Source organism: Variovorax sp. Root318D1 (assembly GCF_001424835.1).
In the GTDB taxonomy this organism is placed as follows: Bacteria; Pseudomonadota; Gammaproteobacteria; order Burkholderiales; family Burkholderiaceae_C; genus Variovorax.
This window is the reverse complement of sequence record NZ_LMCQ01000021.1, coordinates 105,291-128,377: the sequence shown is the minus strand read 5'-3', so window position 1 is coordinate 128,377 and position 23,087 is coordinate 105,291. Positions and strand designations below refer to the sequence as shown.

The following is a 23,087-nucleotide window of genomic DNA, read 5'->3' as shown; positions in this document are numbered from 1 at the left end:
CGCATCAAAAACCGGGCTCTGACCTGCAGCTCTACTCGTTGTACTTGTACTTCGTGTACCTGTAGCCGCCGTAACGGTAGCCCTGGCTGCCATAGTGACGCCGCGTCAGGTCAATGCCGTTGAAGATCACGCCGCTGACGGCTTTGCCGCCGTGCGAAAGGCGCTTGGCGCTTTCGTTGAGTTCGCCAAGCTGGGTCTGATCCGCGCGCGCCACCAGCAGCACCGCGCCCATGTACGGCGCTACGGCGGCCGTGTCGGCGGCCACCAGCACCGGCGGCGTGTCGATCACTACCAGTTCGTATTGCGCGGACATCATGTCAAGCAGGCGCACAAAGCTTTCCGACATCAACATGTCGGCAGGGTTGGACGGCAGCTTGCCGGTGGTCAGTATGTCGAGGTTGGGCAGCACCTGTGAGCGGATCGCCTGCTGCGCCGAAAGCTCGCCAGCCAGCAGTTCCGAAAGGCCGCTCTCTCGCGGGAGGCCAAACTGCTTGTTCAGGTGGCCCTTGCGCATGTCCGCGTCGATCAGCAGCACCCGCTTGCCGGCGTGGGCCATGATGGCGGCGAAGTTGCCTGAAACAAAGCTCTTGCCAATGTCCGGCGTCGCACCGGTAATTAGCACGCGGTTATTGCCAGCTTCCAGTGTGGCAAATTGCAGCGCAATGCGCAGACTGCGCAGCGCCTCGATGGATGGGCTGTCTGGATGCGTCACCGCCAGCAACTGGATGCCCTTGACACCGGCGGCAATGCTTTGGTCGAGGGCCACCTGCTCAGGCGTAAAGGGCACCACCGAATAGACCGATAGGCCCGTGTGGGCTTCGATCTCCTGCGGATCCTGAATGCCCCTGAAAAACCAACTGCGCATCAGGGCCAGCGCCGTGCCGGCCAAGAGGCCCAGCACCAGCGACAGCGCCACGATGAGCAGCTTCTGCGGCTTGACCGGCTTCTTGGGCTTCACGGCCTTGTCGAGCAGGCGGACGTTGCCGGTCTTGCCTTCCTTCACCAGTCGCAGTTGCAGCGCGTTGTTCTGCAGCGACTGATAAAGCCCGCTGTTCACCCGCACGTCGCGCTCGAGGCGCAGCGCATCTTGCTGCAGTGTGGGCATGCGGCTCACGCGCGCGTTCAGGCCGCCAATCTCCTTTTCAATGGCAGCAATCTGACCATCAATGGTCCTTACGCGCAAGTTGGCATCGGTAAAGTGCGCTGCGAGTTCGCGGCGCTTTTGCTGGGACTCGAGCAACCTGGTCTGCAGCTCGATAGTCTGGGCCAGCACGCCTTTGGCTTCTTCGTCGAAGGCCACGGTGCCGTTCTTGTTGCGGAAATGCGTGTAGGCGTCTTCAGAGGCTTCGAGCTGACGCTTGAATTCAGGCAACTGCTCGTCCAGGAAAGCCAGTGTTTTCTGTGCTTCGGCCGCCTTGCGTTCGACGTTCTGCTGTACGTACTGTTCGCCAATGGCATTGAGGATACGGGAGAGCCACTCACGATCGCTGTCTTCCAGCGCCACGTTGATCACGTTCGATTGCTTGCCCTGTTCAGCGAGTTGCAAGCGCTTTTGCAGGTCTTCGATGGTGCGCAGCTGTGAAGCGCGCGAGACGACAAATTGCGCCCCGGGCTTGCCTTCGAGATTGTCGATGAGCAGGTCGATGGCGCCGTCTTCGAGCACCTGATGCAGTGGCTGGCCGACAGTGCCGGTTAGTGGCCGAGTTAGTGCCTCGTGCGTCAGCGTATATTTGCCTTCGCCTTGGGCGGTAATCATGAAGGGCTCGTCATCTTCAAGCTGTGCAGGCACGTCAAAACGGGCGACGCCAATGCTTTCGCTGCCATTCACATATCCACCAATGCCAAAAAAGCCAGGATCCGAAAGCCCATTAGCCCGCCGTGCCAGCCAGGTGCCGAGCACCGGCAGGTAGCGCGGCTTGGCGTCGATATAGGCGTGCGTCTTGTCGACCGCCGCGCCCAGCACCATGCGCGAGCGAATGACCTGAATCTCGCCGCTGGCGGGGGTCTTCACGTCGAAAAGGTTGGAGGCTTCGCCGAGGAAGCCTTTGGCATCGGGCGCAGCGTCCTCGACCTGGACCAGTAGATTGGATTGATAGATGGGAGTGGACATCAACGCGTAGGCCACGCCGAGCACCAGCACCAGCGCGGTGACGATAGCCACCAGCCACTTGCGATCGATCAGGATGTCGATCCACTCCGCGATGTTGATCTCGTCATCGTCCGCCGCTGCAGTTGAAATTGCAGCAGGCTGGCCGGTGCGCGCGCCGCTGGAAGTGGTGACAGCAGTAGTGTTCATTTGAATTGCCGAATGCGTTCGGCCCAGGTCTTGACGCCAGCGTCGATGAGTTGGAGCGCGTGCTCGAAGGCTTCCTGTCCCATGCGGTAGGGGTCGGGAATATTCAGCTTGGCGGTTTCGGCAAGGCGAAAGACCCTGCCGCGCGTCAGCGGATAGTTGTTTTCGATGTGGCGGCGCTGACCTTCGTCCATGGTGAGGATCAGGTCGGCCTCAACGCACATGGCTTGGGTGACCTGGCGCGCGCGGTGGTAGCCAAGGTCGAGCCCTCGTTCGGCCATCAACGCCTGGGCAATAGGGTCCGCAGGGTGGCCGATCAACGCGCCCGTGCCGGCCGAAGACACGGTCATCTGCGGGAGGCTCTTGGCGAGCAAGGCTTCCGCCATCGGGCTTCGGCAGATGTTGCCGATGCAAACGACTAGAACGGTATTCATGGGCTGCGATCGAAGTTCAAGAGGTTGTCTCCGGCACGAGGCTTTTTATCTTCAGAGGCCGCAAAGTTGAAGGCGCCTTTGTCGCGCACGGAGGTAAGTTCGTAAAGGGTGTTGCTGCGGCCCAGGCGGGCCCCGCCATCGCGCGTGAGCGGTGACCATCCAAAGCTCAGCGCAAACTTGGTCGACCGCGGCAGCAGTGCGTCGAGTGGAATCGAAAGATAAATGCCCTTGTCGAAATCGCCTTCGCCAAAGCGCGCGGCAGAAACGTTGGTCTTGGTTGCATAGGCGCCAAGCACAAAGCCGTTGTCAAAGCGGCGAATCACTTCAAGCGTCACGCCGCGGTCTCCCGCCAGATATTGGCCCGCGCTGATCTTTGCCATGACGCCGTTCCAGCCGGTGTCCCAATACAGGGTGGCGTGGCCGGTGGTCACCTTGTAGTCGCGCAGGCCAAAGTCCTGGTTGAAGTCGCGCTGCCGCACGCGGTTGATGTCCACGCCAAAGGCTACGGGTGAACGTGCCGGCCGGTACAGCCATTCGGCGCCCACGCCGGCAAACATGGATTCGAGCAGGCCGCCATACATGCTGTAGTAGTGGTTGCTCGACATCTGCCCCACGTGCGTGAGCTGCAGCGACGGAATAGTGAAGCGCTTAGAGGTAACGTACTCGCGCTGGAAGGTGCGCACGCGCGGCAGGTCGCTGGGCGCGGTGTAGGTGAACTTGTCGTAGTTGTCGGCCAGCCGCAGGTTGACCGCGCCGCTGAGCCAGGTGCGCGGGGTAAAGCGGTATTCGGCCGTGGCCTGGATGCCAAGCTGGTACAAAAGAAATGCGTCGGGCCCGCCAACGATCTGGCCATAGCTCGGCGCAATTCCAAAGGTGAACTTGTCGCGGGGGCGCACCCAAGGGGCCTGCGGCGCGGCGGCTGCGGCCTGGGTGGCAACGCTGCTTTCCGCGGTGTTGCTCTTGTCGTCGGGCCTGGGCAGTTCGGGTTCGTAGTCGCGCTTGGACACGGCGCGCGCCGCATGCGGCGGCAGGGCCTGAATGCGCACGGCCACCCACTCGGCCCTGTCGATTGCCTGTGCATGCACCGCTAGCCCTCGCTCCGAGTAATGAAAGACAAAGCTCTTGACGGTGTTCGGCGCATCGTGGTGGAGCACCGCAATGGCTTTTTCCACGCGCGCCGTGCGGTAGACGGTGTTGCTGTCGGTCACCCATACGTGCAGCACGTCGTCCTTGGGCGCAATGCGCTCGACGGTCCACTCGGTCAGGGCTTCGATCTCTGCCGCCGTTGCCGCCCAACCGGGCGAGCGCTCGGCCGCCTGGGCCCTGAATTCCGGCAGAGGCCGATCGGCTGGCTTGGGCGACTGCGACGCCGCCATGTTGGTTGCCAGCGTAAGGCCAATCATGAACTTGTCGCCCCGCTCAAAGCCGGCGGACAGCGTGACCTTGGGCGACACGCGATAAGAAAGGCCGATGTTGAACGGCGAGCGCTGGCGCTGGTTGTTGGCCTGCGGCTCGCTTTGATAGTCGTTGCCGTCGTACTCGAGCTTGAGCGTGAGCGGGTCCCAAGGCGTGCGCCACTGCACACCGCCAAAAAGGGCGGCGGGGCCACGAAAGTAGGAGCCGAACCTGGCTTGGTTGCTGCTCGATCCGGAGCGGGTGTCGAAGCGGCTGCTCAGCAGCTTGAAGGGGTTGCTGATGTTGCCGCTCGCGCCCAGGTAGCCCCAGCCAATGCCAAGGCTGAAATCGAAGTCGTGCCAGCGCTTGCTGGCCACCAGGTACTCGCCAGAGAAAAGGCCGGTACCGCCAAGGTCGCGAAAGCCCAGCGCAAGCTCGGGCACGCGGGCGGTTTCCTTGAGCAGCCGCACCTTGATGTCGATGCTCTTGTCCTTGTTCGACTGGCCGGTGGTGCTGGCTGTATACGCGCGGTTAGAAATCGACGTGTAGCGAAAGCCCGCTTCCAGCCAGTCCAGCGGCTGGAACATGAAGTTCAGCCGCGTGTAGGGCCAGATGGACGTGAACGACGTGCGCACGTCGCCGGCCAGTCCCATGCGGGCCGATGGCGTTTGCAGCAGGCCGATTTCGCCCCAGTCGTTGCCGCTGATGTCGAGCGGGCGCGGCTGCGGGGCCACGGCCTCGGGGAGGGTGCCGGTGACGGTGGCGGTGGCGGTCGCAGTGGGTGCGGCGAACACCGGCGCGTTGGCGGCCGGGGGAGCCTTGAATTCCTGCGGCGACGGGCCTTGCACCGCCAGGAACTTGATCATGCCTTCCGACAGGCCCGCCAGGTCGGGCATGCGGCTTGGTGGCGCCCAGATCCATGCGCCGGGCGAGGGTTCATCGGCAGGCTCGGCGTTCCAGCCCGCAACTCCGGCGCGCTCGGTGCGCCCGTCGGGCTGCGCAATCCAGGCCCAGTCGGCCTGGCCGCCGAGTCCGCACGCGCTGAGATAGTCGAGCACCGAGCGCCCGCTTTCGTGCGGCACCTGGCAAAAGCTGCCGTCCGGCTGCACCACGGTCACCGACCGCAGCGGGGCCGGCGGAACGGCGAGGCGCTGGCCTTCGCTGAGCACCGGGTCTTCTCTCGGGTTGGCCTGCAGCCAGCGCGCGTCGACGATGCCCAGCGCCACGCGGCCGGTGGCCGGCAGGCTGTTCAGCATGGCATGGAGCCGCTCGCGCGCCGCTCCTTCCTCAGGCGAGGTGGCCGATCGAATGGCCGCTTCGACGCGCACCATCAGCGTGTCCTTCAGGTACTGCTGAGCCAGCACTTCCTGCGGCACCTGCCATGCAAGGCCGGGGCCGGCTGCTTGCTCGGGCTGGCGCAGCAGCCAGTCGCTGAGCCGCTCGCCCGGGCGCACTTGCGCGGCGTCCGCAGGGGCGCTGGTAGCGGCATGGGCGGGGGACATCATCAGCACGCTCGCTGCGGCCAGCAGGGTGAGGTGAAGTGGGTGGGTGACCGGGCCGGGCGGGGGCAAGGTCATGAACCAGCGCTTGACGAAGCAACGTTGGCCGGCACAGACGGATTCCACCGTTCGAAGCTCAAGCACAGATCACGGGAAAGGCACTGCTCGGAATAGACCACCTCGAGCTTGTCGCCAAGCCAGTCGATCGCGAGGCCGGCCATCCCCGCAAGGCGTCCCCGGCCGTCGAAAGTGGCGCCCAAATAGCTGAATTCCGGACGAAACGTCGTGTGGGAGTCCGAGGGCGAGGCCTTGTAGAGGTGCCGAGCCGTGGCAATTATTGCCGTGCAGCCCGAAGAGCATCCGCCCAAAAAAAAGGATGATGCGAGTACGCAGCATCCTTTCTTTCGCACCGCGCCAGCGGTGCGTTGGACTCTCGCTAGGAACCCCCCCTTGCGGAGGGCTCCGTTCATTACCTGGTGCCGGTGCTGCCGGTGGTGCCTGTTCCGGTCCCGGTCCCGCCTGGGCCGGGAAGGAGGAAACCGCCGCCACCGCCGCCACCGCCGCCGCCAGCGGCTGCCGCCAGCAACACTCCGCTGCCAGCAATGATCCCGACCTGTTGTCCAGTGAGGCTGCCGCCACCTGCTGCGCGCACGGCAGCAGCCGCGTCGACCGGCGGCGTGGGCAGTTGTTGGGCCAGTGCAGGCGCGGTCGCAAAGGCTGCGACGGCCAAGGCTGCGATCAGGTGACTGTGTTTCATGGATATTTCCCGTTCGGACGAAGCTTGGAAGGCTACGGTGGCTCGTAAGCTGCGATTCGCATTGTTACCTGTGAGCGTGCAAATGTTAACACTTCGTGTGGAACATCAATAGGCAGAAATGGGTAACAGCGGGTCGTGGCGTTGCGCCAAAACGGCACTACTCGGGCTCAAGCGAATTGAAAACTTGAGGCTGACAATTAGATTAAAAATTAGAACTTCGGAGTTCTTTTGAGGGCAAATTTTTAAAGATTGCGGCGTAGTTAAAGTAGGGGCTTCGCTGCTGCTGAAATTATTGGTTTCAATTAATGAATGAAGCTGCTTGGAATGGCCGTTTCGGGGCCTTGGGCGCTTTGTTTTTACTCGGGCCGTTGCGCTCGCGGGCTTTTATTGGGAAAATCCGAGCCAGTTAACAGTTATTAACACTTTGGTTGTATTTGAGGTCGGCCAGTGCCGCGCCTGGGAGTGTTTTGTCGATGAACCGCCGCGTTCCGTTGCCGGGAGTGCATTCAACCCTGCACAACGGCATTGCCCACAGCCGTTTCAGCGTGGCGGCGGAAGCGCCGCAGCGGCGGCTGGGCGCCTGGCGGGAGCGGGTAGGGCATGTGATCGATGTGCTGCCTTCGTGGTCCGACCTCGAGAAGCCTTTCAACGCCTCGATCGACCGGTTCGAACTGGACGGCCTGGCCTTCACCGATTGCCGCTCGGACGCCATGTCGCTGGAGCGATCTCTGGCCCGCATCTCGCGCGACAGCGTGCGCAATTTCGCATTGCATGTGTTCGTCGAGGGTGAAATGCGGGACGTCTCGGTGCGTTCGCTCTCGCGGACCGCAACGCCCTCTGCCGCCAAGGTGCTCGCGCTCGACATGGGCCAGCCCGTGCGCATGCGGCGCACCGACTGCCGGGTGCTCACCCTGTTTGTGCCGGCCGCTGTGGTGCAGGAGGTGTTTCCCGATCCGGAAGCCATCCACGGGCTTGCGATTCAGGAGCTGGCAACGCCGATCGCCAGGCTGGCCGTCGAATATGTTGCCGCGCTTAGCAGCCGCGTGGGGCGGCTGAGCGCCGCTGCTGTACAAGCCGATGCGCGTACGGGCGCGCAGCTTCTTGTCGCGGCCCTGAGCAAGCAGGTGGGCATGGGCGACAGTGCACGCGCAGCCGCGCGCGCCGCCGTCTTCGGCCAGGCTCGACGCTACATACAGGCCCATCTGCATCGTGCGGACCTCTCGCCTGACGGCGTGGTCGCGGCGTTGCGGCTTTCACGCCCGACCGTGTACCGGCTGTTCCAGCATGAAGGTGGCCTGGCTTCCTACATACGGAACCTGAGGCTGCGCCACGCGGCCGACGAACTGGCGAAGCACCCGAGCGCAATGGTGGCGGACATCGCCTATGGCGCCGGCTTCAAGAGTGCGTCGGACTTCACCCGCGCCTTTCGTCGCGCCTTCGACATGGCGCCCCAGGATTTCCGGGCCGCGGCAAGAAAGTCTGGCTGAGCGGGGAGGGCCCTGGCTTTCCTGACTGCGACGAAGGAATCGTGGCAAATTGTGAAAAAAGTCCGTTTATCCCCGGCTTTTGTGCAGGATTGAGACGCACGGTCAAGCCTTTGGGCCAATAACGAGCAATCTCGTGCCCAAAGACAAACGCCGCCGCCATGTACCTGCATCCTCTTTTCGCCAATGTGCCGCCGGCCGAGCGCGCGGCATTGGTCAAGTCCAGCGAACTCCGCTCCTACCGCCGCAGCGAAACGGTGATGGCGGCGCAGGAGTGGTCGGACTGCATCTACTGCGTGACGAGCGGGCTGCTGCGCGTGGTCGAACATGGCAGCGACCCCAGCGGCGACGTGACGACCGACTTCATTCGCCGCAACGATTTCTTCCTGGGCCCGTCGCTCAGCGAAGACCGCTACATGGCCAGGCAGACACTGGTCGCGGCGCTGCCTTCTTCGGCCTACCTCATTCCGATTCCGGTGGCTCGCAAGCTCTGCAAAGCCTACCCAGAGGTCGCAATGGGTTTGTTCGAGTTCGCGGCATCGCGCATCAGGGCGCTTCGCAGCCAGCTTCGCAAGATATCGGCGCTGTCGTCCGAAGACCTGGTGAGCCGGGTGCTGCACCAGTTGACGCAACTCGCGCCGGCCAGCACCGGCGGCTTCGACAAGCGCATCACCCAGGCGGTGATCGCGTCCTATACGGGGCTCTCGCGCGAAGTGGTGAACAAGATCATGCGCGACTTGGAGAGCCGCGGCCTGGTGTGGCGCGACGGGCAAAGCGTCCACGTTTCGACCGAATTTTCTTCCACCGACATCGGCGGGCTGGAGCCAACGGAACCACCTTTGAATAGGCGCGAGGCGAATTTGTAACCGCGCCGCTGGCGCTTGGGAGTGGCATCGGTACGACATCCCCCATTTATGGGTATGTGGCGACGGCAACGTCCCGCATCATGGTGGCATGTATTTGAATGCTTTGGTTTCCGGGTTGCCGGCCTTGGAACGTGCAGCGCTGGTCCAGGCCAGCGAACTTCGCTCCTACCGGCGCAACGAAACCGTTCTTGCCGTGGACGAATGGACGGACCGCTTCTACTGCGTGGCCAACGGCCTTTTGCGCGTCGTGGCGCATGGGCGCGGTGGCAGCGGCGACGTCACCACGGAATTCATCCGGCGTGACGATTTCTTTCTCGGATCCTCTTTCACCGAAGACCGGCACCAGGCCACCCAGACACTGATTGCTGCGCTGCCCTCGTCGGTGTACCTGATCCCCATTGCCGCCATGCGCAAGCTGTGCGAGCGGCATCCACAAATGGCCTTGGCGCTGCTCGACATCGCCATGAAACGTGTAAGCGTGATGCGGGGGCAGCTTCGCAGGATATCGGCGCTGTCGTCGGAAGATCTGGTGAGCCGGGTGCTTCATCAACTGACGCAACTGGCGCCGGCAACCACTGGCGGCTACGACAAGCGCATCACGCAATCGGTGATCGCGTCCTATTCGGGCCTGTCGCGAGAGGTGGTCAACAAGACCATGCGCGACCTGGAGAGCCGTGGGCTGGTTCGCCGCGACGATTACGGCGTGCACGTGCCCGCCGATTTCGCGGCAACCGATTTCGATCTGCCCTTTCCCGAACTGGACTCGGACAAGCCGACGACATCGTTGCCGAAGCCGTGATTCGAGATAACTTTAGTTCACGTTTGTGAGCTGCGCCACATCCGCTGCGTGAAAGCCAATGCCACAGATCGACGTTGTTCGTAGCATCGAATCAGTTTCATACATGTTCTCCTGGGCTTGCAACGCGATGGTGTTCAGGTCCCAGTCTTGCGGAACGCCAGAGCCGGCGAGCTTTTGAAATGTCCAACGCAAACACCGAATCGACGATCACGTGGTATCCGTCCTTGAAACAGGCGGATCGGTTTCCGATCGGCATGCTCCCGGGCTCTGCCGCAAACGACCATTGGCGCGTGAATTCCGCCGCGGCCGCGGGTGTTGTGCGCGATCTCTTCGCAAAGGCAAACGCCACGGATCTTGCTTCGCTGATGCGCTCGATCGAACTCGGCAACTCTCCGGCAGCCTCGCAAATTGCTCGGCGCATCCTGGGCTCGTTCGCCACGTCCGCCGCGCCGAAGCCCGTCGGGGAACCGAAGGGTCTTTTGTCGCCCCGCGAGCTGAAGGTGGTGCGGTTCATCTCAGAGGGGCAGAGCAACCGGCAGATCGCCGAACAAACCCATCGTTCGATCAACACGATCGAAGCGCAACTCAAGAGCATCTACCGCAAGCTGAACGTCCAGTCGCGCACCCAGGCGGTTCGGGTGGCCACCCAGAGGGGCCTCCTGAACTGGGAAGAATCCTGCTGAGCCGCAGCGGCTCGGCGAGCCGGGTTACTTGCCCTGGGTGTTTGCAGGTGCAGGCGGGGTTTGCGGCGCGGTGGTCGAAGGCACCGTCTGCGGTGCCGTGCTCGAAGGAGCGCTCTGCGGCGCTGTGCCGGAAGGAGCGACCAGGGGCGCGCTCTGGGTCGGCGTCGACGGCTTGACAGGTCCTTCTTCCCGCGTCTGGATCAGGAAGTTATAGGCCAGTGCCAGCAGGAAGATGATGAGTGCCGCGCCAATGCCCCATCGGAAGACGCGCTGGTTGTCCCTCTCGTCGCTATTGGCTTGTTGAGGAGTCATTTTCTCGACCACCATTCAGTGCAGTTCTTGAACGCTGCACCGGCACGCGGCCACGAGGTGTCGGACGGCGTGCCGGGTCGCTGTCGCGAAAAACCCGGCGTCAGCCATTGCACGCCGCTGCCGCTGCGGCGCCTGATCAGGCCGTGGCTTTCGCGTGCTCGATGATTTCATGCACCGTGTACGAAAGGCTGGAGAGATAGCGCGCATCCGCCGCAAACGAACGACTCATGGCCCTGATCAGCTGGCTGAAGTCCTCGTCTTCGGGGCCGTCGCCGGCATCGCTGCACCCGTGCGACAGCAGGTCGTTGATGCGGGTCTGCACGCGCATGTAGTCGACGCGCAGCAGCACGCTGCGGGCGAGCAATACATCCAGGTTCAAAAGGTCCAATGCGGTCATGGGATGTTCCTTTCGCTTCAGCCCAGCGCGGTATCGAGCACCATCATCACCACGAAGCCGAGCATCAGGCCGCCCGTTGCGAAGGCTTCATGTCCTTGCCGGTGCGATTCGGGAATGATCTCGTGGCTGATGACGAACAGCATCGCGCCCGCGGCCAGCGCCAGGCCCCAGGGCAGCAGGCTGGTCATCAGCGTGACCACGGTCGCTCCCAGCACGGCCATCGCAGGCTCCACCAGGCCCGAGGCCACGCCCAGGCCCATCGACAGGAGCCGCCCGTAGCCGACACCGCGCAGCGCGAGCGCCACCACCATGCCTTCAGGCACGTCCTGGATGGAGATGCCGGTGGCAAGCGCGGCAGCCGCCACCGGGTCTTGGCCCGCAAAGGCGACGCCGATGGCCAGGCCTTCGGGCAGGTTGTGCAGCGCAATGGCCAGCACGAAGAGCCAGACCCGTTTCATTTTCAGGGCCTTCGGACCTTCGAGCCCTTTCACGAAGTGCTCGTGCGGCACCAACCGATCGATGGCCAGCAGCAGTGCGGCGCCCAGCAGCACGCCCGCGCCCACGATGCCGCCTGAAACCCAGGAGCCGGCGCTCTGCGAACGGGCCGCCTCCAGTGCCGGAATCACCAGCGAGAACGACGTGGCCGCCAGCATCACGCCTGCGCCAAAGCCCAGCATGGTGTCGAAGGCGCGCTGCGAGAGCTGCCGCGACAGCAGCACCGGAATCGTTCCCAGCGCGGTGGCCAGCGCCGCCATGCTGCCGCCGAGCAGTGCGCCGCGCACGCGCGGGTCGCCGGCCGCAATCGCTTCCACCGCCTCGAACATCAGCAGGGCCAAGCCGGCCGCGACGATGGCAAAGCCAAATACCCGCCGCAACGGTCGCATCCTGGGGCCGCGTGCACACAGCAGATCAAGAGTCGTCATCGTCGATCAGGGCGAGAGGTATGGCCCGCAAAAAAAGCGGCGGCCACCACGGCCGCCGCCTAACTCGCACCTGCATGATCAAGGTTGTCGAGCCGGTGTCGTCACCTGTCCGCAGATTCGGGTGGCGGCGGAATGCGCCGCGTAGGAACCTTTCTCGTGTGAGTCGGCTGCGCAGACTACACGTGCACGCCCAAGCCGATGCGGGCATGCCGTTTGCCGCTCTCGCGGCGTCCTTCCTCTTCTTCTTCAACGCCTTGGATGTGCCGCCATGAAAAGATCGCAATCGCGCGTGGGCCATGCCAGCGAGTGCTATGAGCTGCTCGAATTCCTGTCCCGCCGGCAGATGCCCGTGGTGTGTTCCGAGCCCGACGACATTCACAAGATCCTCGCGTTGCGCAGCGCGTTGCTGCTGCAGGCAATGACCGAGCCGACGGTCGTCCTGCGCACGGGCGAGCGGCGGATCGCGCGTGCCATCGTGACCGGCATTACGGCGGAAGGCCGCGCCGCTTGCATGCTGCGCAACGCGACGGCACTGCCCGCCGGTCGGCGGTGAGGAAGCAAGGCAGCGCGCTGCGGGCGCGCGTGTTTCAGAACTGCCCCTGGCCGTCGCCCGTGCGGTCGTGCACCCAGCGCATGGCTTGCTGCTGCGCATGCCGAAGCGCCTCCGCTTCGGTGGCGTAGGCGATCTCGTCGGTGTCGTCGGGCAGCATGGTTTCCTGTGCGTCCGGTCCCTGGCCAAGGCAGACCACCACGGGGCGGTACACGCCCGTGCGCATGCGCGGGGCGCTGTAGGCGAAGCGCCAGCCGCGGTAAACGAAGATGTGGCGCTGCTGCGAGTCTCCGGCTGCCGACACCGGGCCTGGCGCCATTCCGGGCGAGTCCTGCTCAGTCATTGGGCTTGCTCCATCGCCAATGGCATCGCGGCTTCCGCCTGGTGGGGAGGATGCCCGCCGGCCAGATCGAGCGCGCTGCGGCCGTCGGGCGTCAGCGCGAGGAACCGGGCCACCTCGCACCCTCCGGCAACAGGCCTTAGCGTCATGGCCACCACGAGGCCGGCCGCGCGCAGTACCAGCAATTTGTTGATGTCCTCGGGATCGGTGAGCGTAAGAGGCGCGCGGCACTTGGCGAGCGTGCGCAAGAAATCGATGGACATGGTTTTCCTTGTGTTTATAGGGCCGGCGACATGCGGCGGCGCTCGAAGGGGTCGATGTTCATGCTCTGGCGGTACTTGGTGACGGTGCGGCGCGCAATGCGAAAGCCCTGCTGCGCCAGCTGGCGCGCCAGCGCGGCGTCGCTCAGTGGTGCCACGGGCTTCTCGACTGCGATCAATTCGCGAATCAGGCCCTGCAATGCCACCGGTGCGCTGGCGCCGCCGGCCGCGTGGTTGAGCCCGCGCGAGAAGAAGTGCTGCAGTTCGAAGATGCCTGCCGGCGTGGCCAGGTACTTGTTGTGCACGGTGCGCGACACGGTGGACGGATGTACGCCCACTTCGTCGGCGATCTCGCGCAGGCCGAGCGGCTTCATGGCGAGCGGGCCGTGCTCCAGGAACATCTTCTGCCGCGCGACGATGGCGCGCGCCACGTTCAGGATGGTGGCTGCGCGCTGCGACACGCCGCCCACCATCCACCTCGCCTGTTCGAGGCACTCCTTCATGGCGGGGCACTGGCTTCCGCCATGCTTTTCGAACAGTTGGGCATAGGCCGAGTTCAGCCTCACGCGCGGCAGTGCGCTGGCATTGAGCGAAGTCTTCCAGATGCCGCGCACCTTCTTCACGGTCACGTCCGGTATCACGATGCGCGCCGCGGTCTCGCCGAACTGCCAGCCCGGATGCGGGTTCAGCCGACGGATGCAATCGATGGCCGACTGCACGTGCTGCACCGATGCGTCGAGTGCCTTGGCGAGCTTGCCGATGTCGTGCGCCGCGAGCAGGCCAATGTGCTCTTCGAGCATCCGGCGCGCGAGCCGGCGAATGCCTTCGTTCGCAGCATCATCGGAGGCCGCTGCCAGCTGCAGGCACAGGCATTCGGCCACGCTGCGGGCCGCCACGCCCGCCGGGTCGAGCGCCTGCACGCGCCGCAGGGCTGTGCGCAGCTCGCGTTCGGCCTCCGCGCCGGTTTCACCGAGTGCAGCGCCGATGTCTCCGGGCGAAATGCGCAGGTAGCCGTCGTCGTCGAGCGCCTCGACCACGGCGCGGGCAAACGCCATCTCGCGCGCAGACAGGCGCAGCACGCCGAGCTGTCCGTGCAAGTGGGCGCGCAGGGAGTCCGGCAACGGCACGCGTTGCATCACGTCGAAGCTTTCGTCATGCGACAGATGCCTCTCGCTGGAGGCGGGCGCCCCGGTGACGCGGTCGAGCACAGCTGCCGCTTCGAGGTCGGCGGCGGCTTCGGTTTCAGCCTGGGCCTGGGCCGGCGCGGCCTCGGCGCCGCCGCCGTCCTGAGGCGGCGCATCGATTTCGAGAAAGGGGTTCAGCTCGGCCGCGTCGCGCAAGGCCTGCGCGTATTCCTGCGCCGACATCTGGAGCAGTCGCACGGCCTGCTGCAGCCGGGGCGAAAAGACCGGCGCCTGCACTTGGCGGGCTTGCAAAGCAATAGATGGTTTCATGGTTCTCCGTAGCGCCAGCAACCCCGTGGCGGGATTGCTGCGCAACGGTCGTGCCAGCCAATTTCGGTCCTGCATGGCCGAAAATCGATAGAAACCAGCTAAAAATGCGGCTGACTCATCAGCGTCGAGGAAGCCTTGCGGCAAATCTTGCAGCGCTGTGCGGACAGACAAGGAGGGCGGCTTTGCCGCAAACTTTGCGCTATGAAAAATTCATCGGTGGATGCCGGTGCGCCCTTGGCGGGCACGGTGATGTTGATCGGGGCGTGCACCGCCGCCCTGGTCGGGCTTGGCCTCTTGTGCCGGGAAAGAACCCGTTCCGCAAAGGCCGCCGCCGAGACGCTGGCGATGCATCAAGCGGGCCAGGCACGGCTCGCCCTGCGGGCGCAGCGCCTCGATCACGATCTGCGAAGCCCCATCGGCACCATGGCCGTGGCGCTGGAGCTGTTACGCACTTCCGATGACAGCGCCACGCAGCGCGAAGCCATGCAGGTGCTGGAGCGGCAGGTTGCACGTATGACGTCTCTGACAGAGCAACTGCACGAATTCGCACAGGGCTTGAACGATTGAGCCGTCCGGTGCGCGCGTGTTCGAAGTGCAGTATCTCCACAGGATCGAGACGAGGCGGACGCAAAGCAAGAAATCGCGGCGAAGCAGATACATCGCAGCACAGGCATCACGCCAGGAACGAAGTTGGGCCACGCACTCATTGTTGAAGACGACGAGGATTCGGCGAAGATGATCGCCGCCTTGGTCGCACGCGAAGGGCACTCTGTCATGTGCGCCCACGGCATTGCTGCCGCACGCCGGCTGATCGCGATGCAGCGGCCCGACCTGCTCCTGCTCGACCTGCATCTGCCCGACGGGAACGGCTTCGATCTGCTGGACGACCCCCAAATCGTGAGCGACACCATGCTGGTTTTAATGACCGGGCAGGCGAGCCTCGAGACCTCCATCAGGGCGCTGCGGCTCGGCGCCGCGGACTACCTCGTGAAGCCGATCAACCCGCAGCACCTGAAGGGCCTGCTCAAGCGCCTCATCCCTCCATCGCAGCTGCGCGCCGAGCTCGACGAGGTGCAGGAGTTCTGGCGCGAGACGGGCCGCTTCGGCCACCTCATCGGCCGCTCGGAGCCGATGCAGCGCGCCTATCGGCAGATGTCGAGAGTGGCCGGCACGGCCGTGACCGTGTTCATCCACGGAGAGAGCGGTACGGGCAAGGAGCTGGTGGCCCGCGCCGTGCACGACCTGAGCCGGCGGCGCGAGCAACCCTTTCTTGCCGTCAACTGCGGCGCGCTGTCGCCGCACTTGGTCGAAAGCGAAATTTTCGGCCATGAGCGCGGCAGCTTCACCGGGGCGGAGCGCCAGCACCAGGGCTTTTTCGAACGCGCGCACGGCGGCACGCTGTTTCTCGACGAGGTCACCGAGATGCCGCCCGAGTTGCAGGTGAAGTTGCTCCGCGTGCTGGAGAGCGGCACCTTCATGCGGGTTGGTTCCACCCAGGTTCAGCAGACCGACGTGCGCATCATCGCGGCCACAAACCGCGACGCCGCCCAGGCGGTGGCGCGCGGCCAGATGCGGGAAGACCTGTTGTACCGCCTCAATGTATTTCCGATCGGACTGCCGCCCCTGCGCGAGCGCGGCGACGACATCGCGCTCATTGCCAGCAGCTTTCTGCAGGACCTCGGACGCCAGGAAGGCGGCACCAAGCGTTTCACGCCGGCAGCGCTGGCGCGGCTGGCAGCGCACCGCTGGCCGGGCAATGTGCGCGAGCTGCGCAACGTGGTGCAGCGCGCCTGGGTGATGGCCTCCGGCTACGAGATCGACGAGGAATGGCTTCCCGCCAGCGACGGCGCCGTGCCCGGCATCGATCCCCGGCCCCAGCCCGAGGCGGCGCAAGGCCATGCATCTGCGCCGGCGGCGGGGCACGACGGCCGACGCAACGGCGCGGCCGCGGCAGCCCTGCCAGGCCCCGGCGAGGACCAGATCGTGGTCGAAGTGGGAATGCAGCTCGCGGAGGTGGAGCGGCGCGTCATTCTTGCAACCTACGAGCGTTGCGGTCGCCACAAGGAGCGCACTGCGGCGCTGCTCGGCATCAGCATGAAGACGCTCTACAACCGTCTGAAGGAGTACCAGCAATGAGAGGAAGGCGCCGGCGGCTGGACCAGCCCGCGCCGGCGGGCGCGTGAAGAGGGGCCTGCGGAGGTGGCCGACGCGCGCATTTGCTCGCGATAGCCTTCCTTCCAGCTGCGCAGGCGCAACCTGTACGCCGCGGCGCCGGTGGGATCGAAGTCCGTTCCCAGATAATTCGCCGGGTTTTCGAGGGGATGGCTGGCGAAATAGCTGCTGAGTTCGTTCATTGGCGTCTCCGGTGCGTGAGGGTTATCGCTCGGCACAGTTCTCGCGCAAGGCAATGGCCACCCGGCAAACAGCGTGCCAGCCAGTGCCGCGGGCCGAAAGCACGTACGCCGTTTGCCGCTGTAAGAAGGAGGATGCGCATTGGATGTGACCCCCGACCAGGCCGTGGAAGAGCTGGGCGACCAGATGCGGCGGGCGCCAGGCGGGCACGCCGCTTGCCGAAAGTCGAATCGGTGCGCAATGGTTGCGCGCTCAGGCCCGCACTGTTCTTGCGGAACGAAGGAAGGCATCCAATGAACAATCAAGATGGGCGCATTCGTACCCGGCGCGGCTTTGCCGGGATGGATCCCGAGCGCCAGCGGGAGATCGCCAGGCAGGGCGGGCGCGCCGCCCATGAACTGGGACGCGCCCATGAATTCACCCCCGAGGAAGCCCGGCATGCGCGGGCCAAGAGCCTCAATGGACGGGCGCAAGCGGCCGAACGGCTCCAGGAGTGAACAGGCAGGCTGGCAGCAAGCGCAGCCGCCGCGCTCAGCCGATCGCGGCGTGCAGCGCGGCGGGTTCGAAGGTTCTTGCGAGCACGGCGTCGAAGCCGGCAATTGCGCCCTTGTCCTCGTGGGCTTGCGGGCCCGATTGGTCTGCTGCCGGCGGTGAGTCTTCGACGGCGACCATGCGGCCTTCGAAGCCCGCGCCCCGCGCGCGTTGGCCCAACGCAAGGGCCGTGCCGGTCGAGGTGCGCACGTCGATCACCGCGATCTCGGGCGCGCGCTTCATGAGGGCGAGATAGCCGCCCTCGCTGCTCGCGGCGAGTTCGACCCTGTAGCCCGCGTCCGAAAGCAGCCCACCCAGCATCGCCAGCAAACCCGCGTCGTCGGACACGGCCAGTGCCAGGCCGGCGTTGCCTGCGCCGCGCTGTGCGTGTGCCATGAGCTCGGTCATCCGGGCCGTTAGCTGGAGAACCTGACGTGCCACCACGATGCCCGCGTCGCGCAGCACCGCATGGGGAAGTTCCACGCGCGCGAGCACTTCGCTGGCCGACGAAATGGCGGCCAGTGCGTTGCGGGCGTCATGCATGCAGCGGTTCAGATCCTCGGAGTCGTCGGTGATAGGTTCGGGCATGTGAATCAATCGCGTCGAGGTGCGAGACCCCATGGCATACGGCGTGCCCGCCAGCAATGGCAAGGCCAGCGGATCGTTCGAGGCTGTCGTCGGCTAGCGCCGCGCTACTCCCTCTGGGGCCCGAGCCGACCGGGCGTGCAAAACTTGCTGCAAATAGCGCCCCGGGCCACGGTGAAGTGCAGCAGGGCGTGCTCGCGCAGTGGACACGGGGAGGGGACTAGCGTGTGCTTGCCGGCGTTCGCACGCCGGCCAGCACGCGGCGAAAATCCGCGGCGAAACGTCGGCGCTGCGGGTCGGCCAGGTAGACGGCTACGGGCACTCGGGTGCGGCCGCTGCACAGCGCCGGCGGCCCTGCATTCGCCCTGCATTCGAGCCGGGTCCAGCAGGGGTTGAGGCGAACGGTGGTCGAACGAAGGCCGCGTGTGGTGCGTACTTCGAGCAATTCGCCGGCGAGCACAAGCTGCTCGCCGTCCAGCGCATGGATCGCGTGGTAAATCACGGCCCCGGCGAGTGCCAGGGCCTGCAGGATGCAAAAGCCGAACACCACCGGATAGCCCACGATCAAGAAGCCGATTCCAATGGTGCAGCTCAAGCCGGCCGCCGTGCCGACATGCAGCATGAAGACACGCGGAGTCATCGCGATGTTGCGCCGGAGATTCCAGCAGAGGGCCGGTGGTGCGCTGCCGTCGCCTGGTGTTGCGGCCTGCGCGTTGCCGCTTGAGGCGTGATCGATAAGGACTGGCATTTTTTTTCTCCAGCATGTGTCCCGCACCACACGTATTTTCCCAAGCAATCGGTGTACCCATGCGCCCTGTGGGCTTCGTCCGACGAGGCATCTGGGCGGCTGCTGGCGCGAAAACCCTGATGACGGCAGTCCTGGTCCGCTCTCGGGCCTCGTCCGGCGCAAAATCGAGGGAAAAAATCGGCCACGAAACCGAAAACAGCCACCGACAAACGGGGCAAAATTTCAGGACCGAAATGCGCGCACGGCAAGCCCGGGGTTCCCGCTCCGCAACTGACCTTCAATGCCCACATCGAACCCGCCTCCGCCTTCCTCTCCCGCCAGTACTGAACGCAAGCTCACGCCCAGCACGCTGAACTTTCCGATCATCGGTATCGGTGCCTCCGCGGGCGGGCTGGAAGCATTGATCCGCTTCTTCGAGCAGATGCCGGCCGACCCGGGCATGGCCTTTGTCGTCATCCTGCATCTCTCGCCCAAGCATGAGAGCAACGCGGCCGAGATACTGCAGCGCTCCACCCAATTGCCGGTGACCCAGGTCACGCACCCGGCACCGGTGGAGGCGAACCATGTCTACGTGATTCCGCCGGGCATCGAGCTGACCATGGATGACGGCTACGTGCGGGTCGCGCCCGGCGAGCGCGTGAGGGGCCACCAGGTGGCGGTGGACGTGTTCTTTCGCACCATGGCCGAGGTGCACAGGGAGCGGGCCGTCTGCATCGTGATGTCGGGCACGGGCAGCGACGGTGCGGTCGGGCTCACGCGCGTGAAGGAAAACGGCGGCTTGACCATGGCGCAGCTGCCCGAGGACGCGGCGCACGACGGCATGCCGCGCGCGGCCATTGGCACCGGCATGGTCGACATCGTGCTGCCCGCCGCCGAGATGGGTCCGCGCCTGGTCGAGCATTGGCACAACGCCCGGCGCATTCGCATGCCGGATGACGAGCAGGTGGAACTCACCCCCGAGGCAGACAGCGGCGGGGACGCGGCCCGGCAGGCCGAGAAAGCGCTGCAGGAGATCATGGCGCTGTTGCGCACCTACACGCGGCACGACTTTCTTCACTACAAGCGCGCCACGGTGCTGCGCCGCATTGAGCGCCGGCTGCAGGTGAACCGCCTGGCCGACCTGCCTGCCTACCGAGACTTCTTGCACAACCATCCCGAAGAGGCGGCGCCGCTGCTGCAGGACATGCTGATCAGCGTGACCAACTTCTTCCGCGATCTCGAGGCCTTCGAGGCGTTCGAGCAAGACGCGATTCCCAAGCTCCTTGCAAACAGGCAGCCCGGCGAGCAGGTGCGCGCCTGGGTGGCAGGCTGCGCCACGGGCGAGGAAGCCTATTCGCTGAGCATGCTGCTTCGCGAGCAGGTCGACCGGCAATCCAAGCCGCTCGACATCCAGATCTTTGCCACCGACATCGACGAACGCGCCATCGCCACGGCGCGCAGGGGCCTCTATGCGCAGGGCATCGCCGAGGACATCTCGCCCGCGCGGCTGCGGCAGTTCTTCGTGATCGAGCAGGACCAGTACCGCATTGCGACCTCGGTGCGCGAACCTGTGCTCTTTGCGCTGCACAACCTGCTGCGCGACCCGCCGTTCTCGCGGCTGGACATCATCTGCTGCCGCAACCTGCTGATCTATCTCGATCGTGCGGCGCAGGCCCACGTTCTGGAGATGTTCCGCATCGCGCTGCGGCCGGGCGGCTACCTGTTCCTGGGCACTTCGGAATCGATCGACGCGGTGGGCAGCCTGTTCACTCCGGTCGACAAGAAGAACCGCATCTTCCGCGTGAATCCCGATCTGCCCCCGGGGCGGCACATGCCGCTCATCAGCGATGCGCCGGTAAAGCCCGGCTGGGCCGGCCCCACGGAAGTGCTGCGCTCGCCCAAGCGTGCCGCAAGGCTGAGCTTTGCGGAACTTCACCAGCGCGCGCTGGAACAGTTTTCGCCGCCCAGCGTGCTGATCAACAGCGAGCACGAGGTGCTGCACCTGTCCAACGGGGTGGGTCGCTTCATGGAGCGGGCCAGCGGCGAGCCGTCGAACAACCTGCTGAGCAATGTTCGGCCCGATCTGCGCCTGGAGCTTCGAACCGCGCTCTTCAAGGCCGCGCAGACGGCCGGCAGCGTGGAGACCCGGCTGGTGCAGCGGCGGGACGACGGGCGGCAGGTGTTCCTCAACATCACCGTGCGTCCGCTGCAGCAGCAAAAGGACGACCAGAAGGAAGCCGCTCCGCAGCTCACGCTGGTGGTGTTCGACGAGGTGGAAGACAGCATGCGCCCCGAAGGCGGCGAGTCGGCCGATGCGGCGCGCGAACTGCTCATCAGCCAGATGGAAGGCGAGATCCGCCAGCTCAAGCTGCATCTGCAGGACACCATCGAAGGCGCCGAAACCTCGACCGAAGAACTGAAGGCCTCCAACGCGGAACTGCAGGCCATCAACGAGGAGCTGCGCTCCGCCACCGAGGAACTCGAGACCAGCAAGGAAGAGCTGCAGTCGATGAACGAGGAGCTCGTGACGGTGAACTTCGAGCTCAAGATGAAGGTGGAAGAGCGCGGCCGCATCAACGACGACATGCAGAACCTGATCGCGTCGTCAGAGATTGCGACCGTGTTCGTGGACCGCGGCATGCACGTCAAGCGCTACACGCCGCATGCGAGCAACCTGTTCAACCTGATTGCAACCGACCTCGGGCGTTCGCTGTTCGACATCACCAGCCGGCTCGACTACCCGCAACTGGCGGAGGACACGGCCGCGGCCTTCAAGGAGCTGCGCATCAGCGAGCGTCACGTGACCAGCGTGGACGGGCGGCACTACCTGGCGCGGATCCTTCCTTACCGCACGGCGGAAGACAAGATCGAAGGCGCGATCCTCAACTTCTTCGACATCACCGACCTCACCGCCGCCGAAGAGCGTGTGAAAGCGGGCGAAGAAAGGCTGCGGCTGGTGGCGGCCACCACGCGCGACTTCGCCATCATCACGACCGACGACCACGGCCTGATCGCTACATGGAATGCGGGTGCGCGCCGCATCTTCGGCTACACCGAAGAAGAAATGCTGCGCAAGCCGCTGGCGACGATCTTCACCGCCGAAGACCAGGCGAACGGCGTGCCGGAAAAAGAGATGCGCCGCGCGCGCGAAATAGGCCGCTCCGAGGACGAGCGCTGGCACCAGCGCAAGGACGGCAGCCGCTTTTTCTGCAGCGGCGTGACCACTCGGCTGGAACCCGCGGCAGGCGGCGGCTACGCCAAGATCGCGCGCGACATGACGGGCACCAAGCAGCATGAGCTCGCGCAGGAGCACCGGCTTTTCAAGGAGAAGAAGGCCAGCCTCAACGCGCAGATGGCCAACGAGCTCAAGGACAAGTTCCTGGCCGTGATGTCGCATGAACTGAAGCAGCCGCTCAACCTGATCCAGATGAACGCCGAGCTCCTGATGCACATGCCTGCCACTGCCGACAACCCTGTTGTGCGGCGCGTGGGCGAGACCATCAAGCGCGCCGTGGCCAGCCAGACGCGCATCATCAACGACCTGCTCGACCTCTCGCGCATCCGCACTGGAAAGCTGCGGCTGAACCTCGTGGCTGTCGACCTGGGCGAGCTGGTGCACGCCACGGCGCACGGCGCTGTGGGCGGCGCGGCCGGCAAGAAGCTCGAGCTGGAGGCGGACTGCGAAGCCGGCGTGATCTGCGACGGCGACCGCGTGCGCATCGAGCAGATCGTATGGAACCTGCTCAGCAATGCGGTCAAGTTCACGCCCGACGGCGGACGCATTTCAGTGCGCGTGAAGGCCGACGACGAGAACTTTGGCCGGCTCACGGTGCGCGACACCGGCTGCGGCATTGCGCCGGAGTTTCTTCCGCATGTTTTCGGCATGTTCAACCAGGCGAGCAGCGACGCCACGCCGCCCAATGGCGGCCTGGGCATCGGGCTGGCGCTGGTGCAGGAGTTGACGCGGGCGCACGGCGGCCGGGTCGAGGTGCATTCGGCCGGGTTGGGGCAAGGCGCGGAGTTCGACGTCTGGCTGCCGCGGGTGGGTGCGCATGTGGAGGTGCCGGTGAACGAGGTCCCGGCCAAGGTCAATCTTCGCGGCTGGCGCGTGCTCGCGGTGGACGACTATGCCGATGCGCTGGCCCCGTTTGCCGAGGTGCTGCGGCTCGAAGGCGCGATCGTCGACGTGGCGCAAAGCGCGAAAAAAGGCTTGGAGCTGCTCGATGCAAACAACTACGACCTACTCGTGTCCGACCTGGGCATGCCCGAGATGGACGGCTACCAGTTCATTGCCGAGGTGCGGCGGCGGCCGGGCACGCGCGAACTGCCTTCCATAGCCATGTCCGGCTTTGGCCGGCGGGCCGACGCACGCCGCGCGCTCGAAGCGGGCTTCAACGCGCATCTGCCGAAACCCGCGTCGCTCGAGGAACTGAAGGCGGCCATCGG

Annotated in this window: 21 protein-coding genes and 1 pseudogene; 9 read left to right on the top strand and 13 right to left on the bottom strand. The window is 65.0% G+C overall.

The window, feature by feature from the left end; translation table 11 throughout:
- Positions 1-31: 31 nt before the first annotated feature.
- The 4 genes from ASC78_RS19070 to ASC78_RS19055 form a co-directional block, all read right to left on the bottom strand.
- The gene (locus tag ASC78_RS19070; RefSeq protein ID WP_082517590.1) at positions 32-2,296 is read right to left on the bottom strand and encodes a polysaccharide biosynthesis tyrosine autokinase; all 2,265 of its coding nucleotides are present in this window, start codon (positions 2,294-2,296) and stop codon (positions 32-34) included.
- Positions 2,293-2,727 (bottom strand): low molecular weight protein-tyrosine-phosphatase, encoded by a 435-nt coding sequence (locus ASC78_RS19065; RefSeq protein WP_055804661.1) that lies wholly within the window; start codon positions 2,725-2,727, stop codon positions 2,293-2,295. The genes ASC78_RS19070 and ASC78_RS19065 overlap by 4 nt, the downstream gene beginning before the upstream one ends.
- Complete coding sequence (locus tag ASC78_RS19060; protein WP_055804658.1) at positions 2,724-5,699, bottom strand: YjbH domain-containing protein; 2,976 nt, start codon at positions 5,697-5,699, stop codon at positions 2,724-2,726. The genes ASC78_RS19065 and ASC78_RS19060 overlap by 4 nt, the downstream gene beginning before the upstream one ends.
- A gap of 391 nt (positions 5,700-6,090) precedes the next feature.
- Positions 6,091-6,378 (bottom strand): hypothetical protein, encoded by a 288-nt coding sequence (locus tag ASC78_RS19055; protein WP_055804654.1) that lies wholly within the window; start codon positions 6,376-6,378, stop codon positions 6,091-6,093.
- A gap of 545 nt (positions 6,379-6,923) precedes the next feature.
- Between ASC78_RS19055 and ASC78_RS19050 the strand changes: the two genes are divergently transcribed.
- From ASC78_RS19050 to ASC78_RS19035, 4 genes are all read left to right on the top strand, one after another.
- On the top strand, positions 6,924-7,865 hold the full coding sequence (locus ASC78_RS19050) for an AraC family transcriptional regulator (RefSeq protein ID WP_235505137.1): 942 nt from the start codon (positions 6,924-6,926) through the stop codon (positions 7,863-7,865).
- A 158-nt stretch (positions 7,866-8,023) separates the two neighbouring features.
- Positions 8,024-8,728, top strand: a complete 705-nt coding sequence (locus ASC78_RS19045) for a Crp/Fnr family transcriptional regulator (protein ID WP_055804648.1) — start codon at positions 8,024-8,026, stop codon at positions 8,726-8,728.
- A 124-nt stretch (positions 8,729-8,852) separates the two neighbouring features.
- Entirely contained in the window at positions 8,853-9,527 is a 675-nt protein-coding gene (locus ASC78_RS19040) for a Crp/Fnr family transcriptional regulator (protein ID WP_443082735.1), read from the top strand.
- A 179-nt stretch (positions 9,528-9,706) separates the two neighbouring features.
- On the top strand, positions 9,707-10,210 hold the full coding sequence (locus ASC78_RS19035) for a helix-turn-helix transcriptional regulator (RefSeq protein ID WP_055804643.1): 504 nt from the start codon (positions 9,707-9,709) through the stop codon (positions 10,208-10,210).
- 24 nt (positions 10,211-10,234) lie between these two features.
- On the opposite strand, the gene ASC78_RS28065 is transcribed toward ASC78_RS19035, so the two are convergent.
- The 3 genes from ASC78_RS28065 to ASC78_RS19020 all read right to left on the bottom strand — a co-directional run bounded on the left by ASC78_RS28065 (position 10,235) and on the right by ASC78_RS19020 (position 11,803).
- Positions 10,235-10,522 (bottom strand): hypothetical protein, encoded by a 288-nt coding sequence (locus ASC78_RS28065; RefSeq protein ID WP_235505136.1) that lies wholly within the window; start codon positions 10,520-10,522, stop codon positions 10,235-10,237.
- 136 nt (positions 10,523-10,658) lie between these two features.
- Positions 10,659-10,919, bottom strand: a complete 261-nt coding sequence (locus ASC78_RS19025) for a hypothetical protein (RefSeq protein ID WP_055804640.1) — start codon at positions 10,917-10,919, stop codon at positions 10,659-10,661.
- 17 nt (positions 10,920-10,936) lie between these two features.
- Complete coding sequence (locus ASC78_RS19020; RefSeq protein ID WP_157634495.1) at positions 10,937-11,803, bottom strand: ZIP family metal transporter; 867 nt, start codon at positions 11,801-11,803, stop codon at positions 10,937-10,939.
- Between the two features lie 307 nt (positions 11,804-12,110).
- Here ASC78_RS19020 and ASC78_RS19015 point away from each other — a divergent pair, with 307 nt between their 5' ends.
- Complete coding sequence (locus ASC78_RS19015) at positions 12,111-12,395, top strand: hypothetical protein (protein WP_055804637.1); 285 nt, start codon at positions 12,111-12,113, stop codon at positions 12,393-12,395.
- A gap of 34 nt (positions 12,396-12,429) precedes the next feature.
- Here the strand turns inward: ASC78_RS19015 and ASC78_RS19010 are convergent, their stop codons facing one another.
- The 3 genes from ASC78_RS19010 to rpoN are packed head-to-tail and all read right to left on the bottom strand — an operon-like array spanning position 12,430 to position 14,446.
- Positions 12,430-12,735, bottom strand: coding sequence for a hypothetical protein (locus ASC78_RS19010; RefSeq protein ID WP_157634490.1), 306 nt, complete (start codon positions 12,733-12,735; stop codon positions 12,430-12,432).
- Positions 12,732-12,995 (bottom strand): hypothetical protein, encoded by a 264-nt coding sequence (locus ASC78_RS19005; RefSeq protein WP_055804633.1) that lies wholly within the window; start codon positions 12,993-12,995, stop codon positions 12,732-12,734. Before ASC78_RS19005 ends, ASC78_RS19010 begins: the two co-directional genes overlap by 4 nt.
- A gap of 14 nt (positions 12,996-13,009) precedes the next feature.
- Complete coding sequence (gene rpoN / locus ASC78_RS19000; protein ID WP_055804629.1) at positions 13,010-14,446, bottom strand: RNA polymerase factor sigma-54; 1,437 nt, start codon at positions 14,444-14,446, stop codon at positions 13,010-13,012.
- 201 nt (positions 14,447-14,647) lie between these two features.
- Between rpoN and ASC78_RS18995 the strand changes: the two genes are divergently transcribed.
- Together ASC78_RS18995 and ASC78_RS18990 are read left to right on the top strand one after the other, a co-directional pair.
- Complete coding sequence (locus ASC78_RS18995; RefSeq protein ID WP_157634489.1) at positions 14,648-15,013, top strand: histidine kinase dimerization/phospho-acceptor domain-containing protein; 366 nt, start codon at positions 14,648-14,650, stop codon at positions 15,011-15,013.
- A gap of 123 nt (positions 15,014-15,136) precedes the next feature.
- Positions 15,137-16,582, top strand: coding sequence for a sigma-54-dependent transcriptional regulator (locus ASC78_RS18990; protein ID WP_055804624.1), 1,446 nt, complete (start codon positions 15,137-15,139; stop codon positions 16,580-16,582).
- On the opposite strand, the gene ASC78_RS27530 is transcribed toward ASC78_RS18990, so the two are convergent.
- On the bottom strand, positions 16,552-16,800 hold the full coding sequence (locus tag ASC78_RS27530) for a hypothetical protein (RefSeq protein WP_157634488.1): 249 nt from the start codon (positions 16,798-16,800) through the stop codon (positions 16,552-16,554). The genes ASC78_RS18990 and ASC78_RS27530 overlap by 31 nt on opposite strands.
- 291 nt (positions 16,801-17,091) lie before the next feature.
- Between ASC78_RS27530 and ASC78_RS18985 the strand changes: the two genes are divergently transcribed.
- Entirely contained in the window at positions 17,092-17,295 is a 204-nt protein-coding gene (locus tag ASC78_RS18985) for a KGG domain-containing protein (RefSeq protein ID WP_055804621.1), read from the top strand.
- Between the two features lie 34 nt (positions 17,296-17,329).
- On the opposite strand, the gene ASC78_RS18980 is transcribed toward ASC78_RS18985, so the two are convergent.
- Entirely contained in the window at positions 17,330-17,917 is a 588-nt protein-coding gene (locus ASC78_RS18980; protein ID WP_055804619.1) for a hypothetical protein, read from the bottom strand.
- A 217-nt stretch (positions 17,918-18,134) separates the two neighbouring features.
- Positions 18,135-18,662 carry a DUF2244 domain-containing protein gene (locus ASC78_RS18975; RefSeq protein WP_082517589.1) on the bottom strand — a complete coding sequence of 176 codons (528 nt, stop codon included), beginning with the start codon at positions 18,660-18,662 and terminating at the stop codon, positions 18,135-18,137.
- A gap of 280 nt (positions 18,663-18,942) precedes the next feature.
- On the opposite strand from ASC78_RS18975, the pseudogene ASC78_RS18970 reads away from it, so the two are divergent.
- A pseudogene (locus ASC78_RS18970) lies at positions 18,943-23,025 on the top strand (chemotaxis protein CheB); the annotation flags it as partial.
- Between the last annotated feature and the right edge of the window lie 62 nt (positions 23,026-23,087).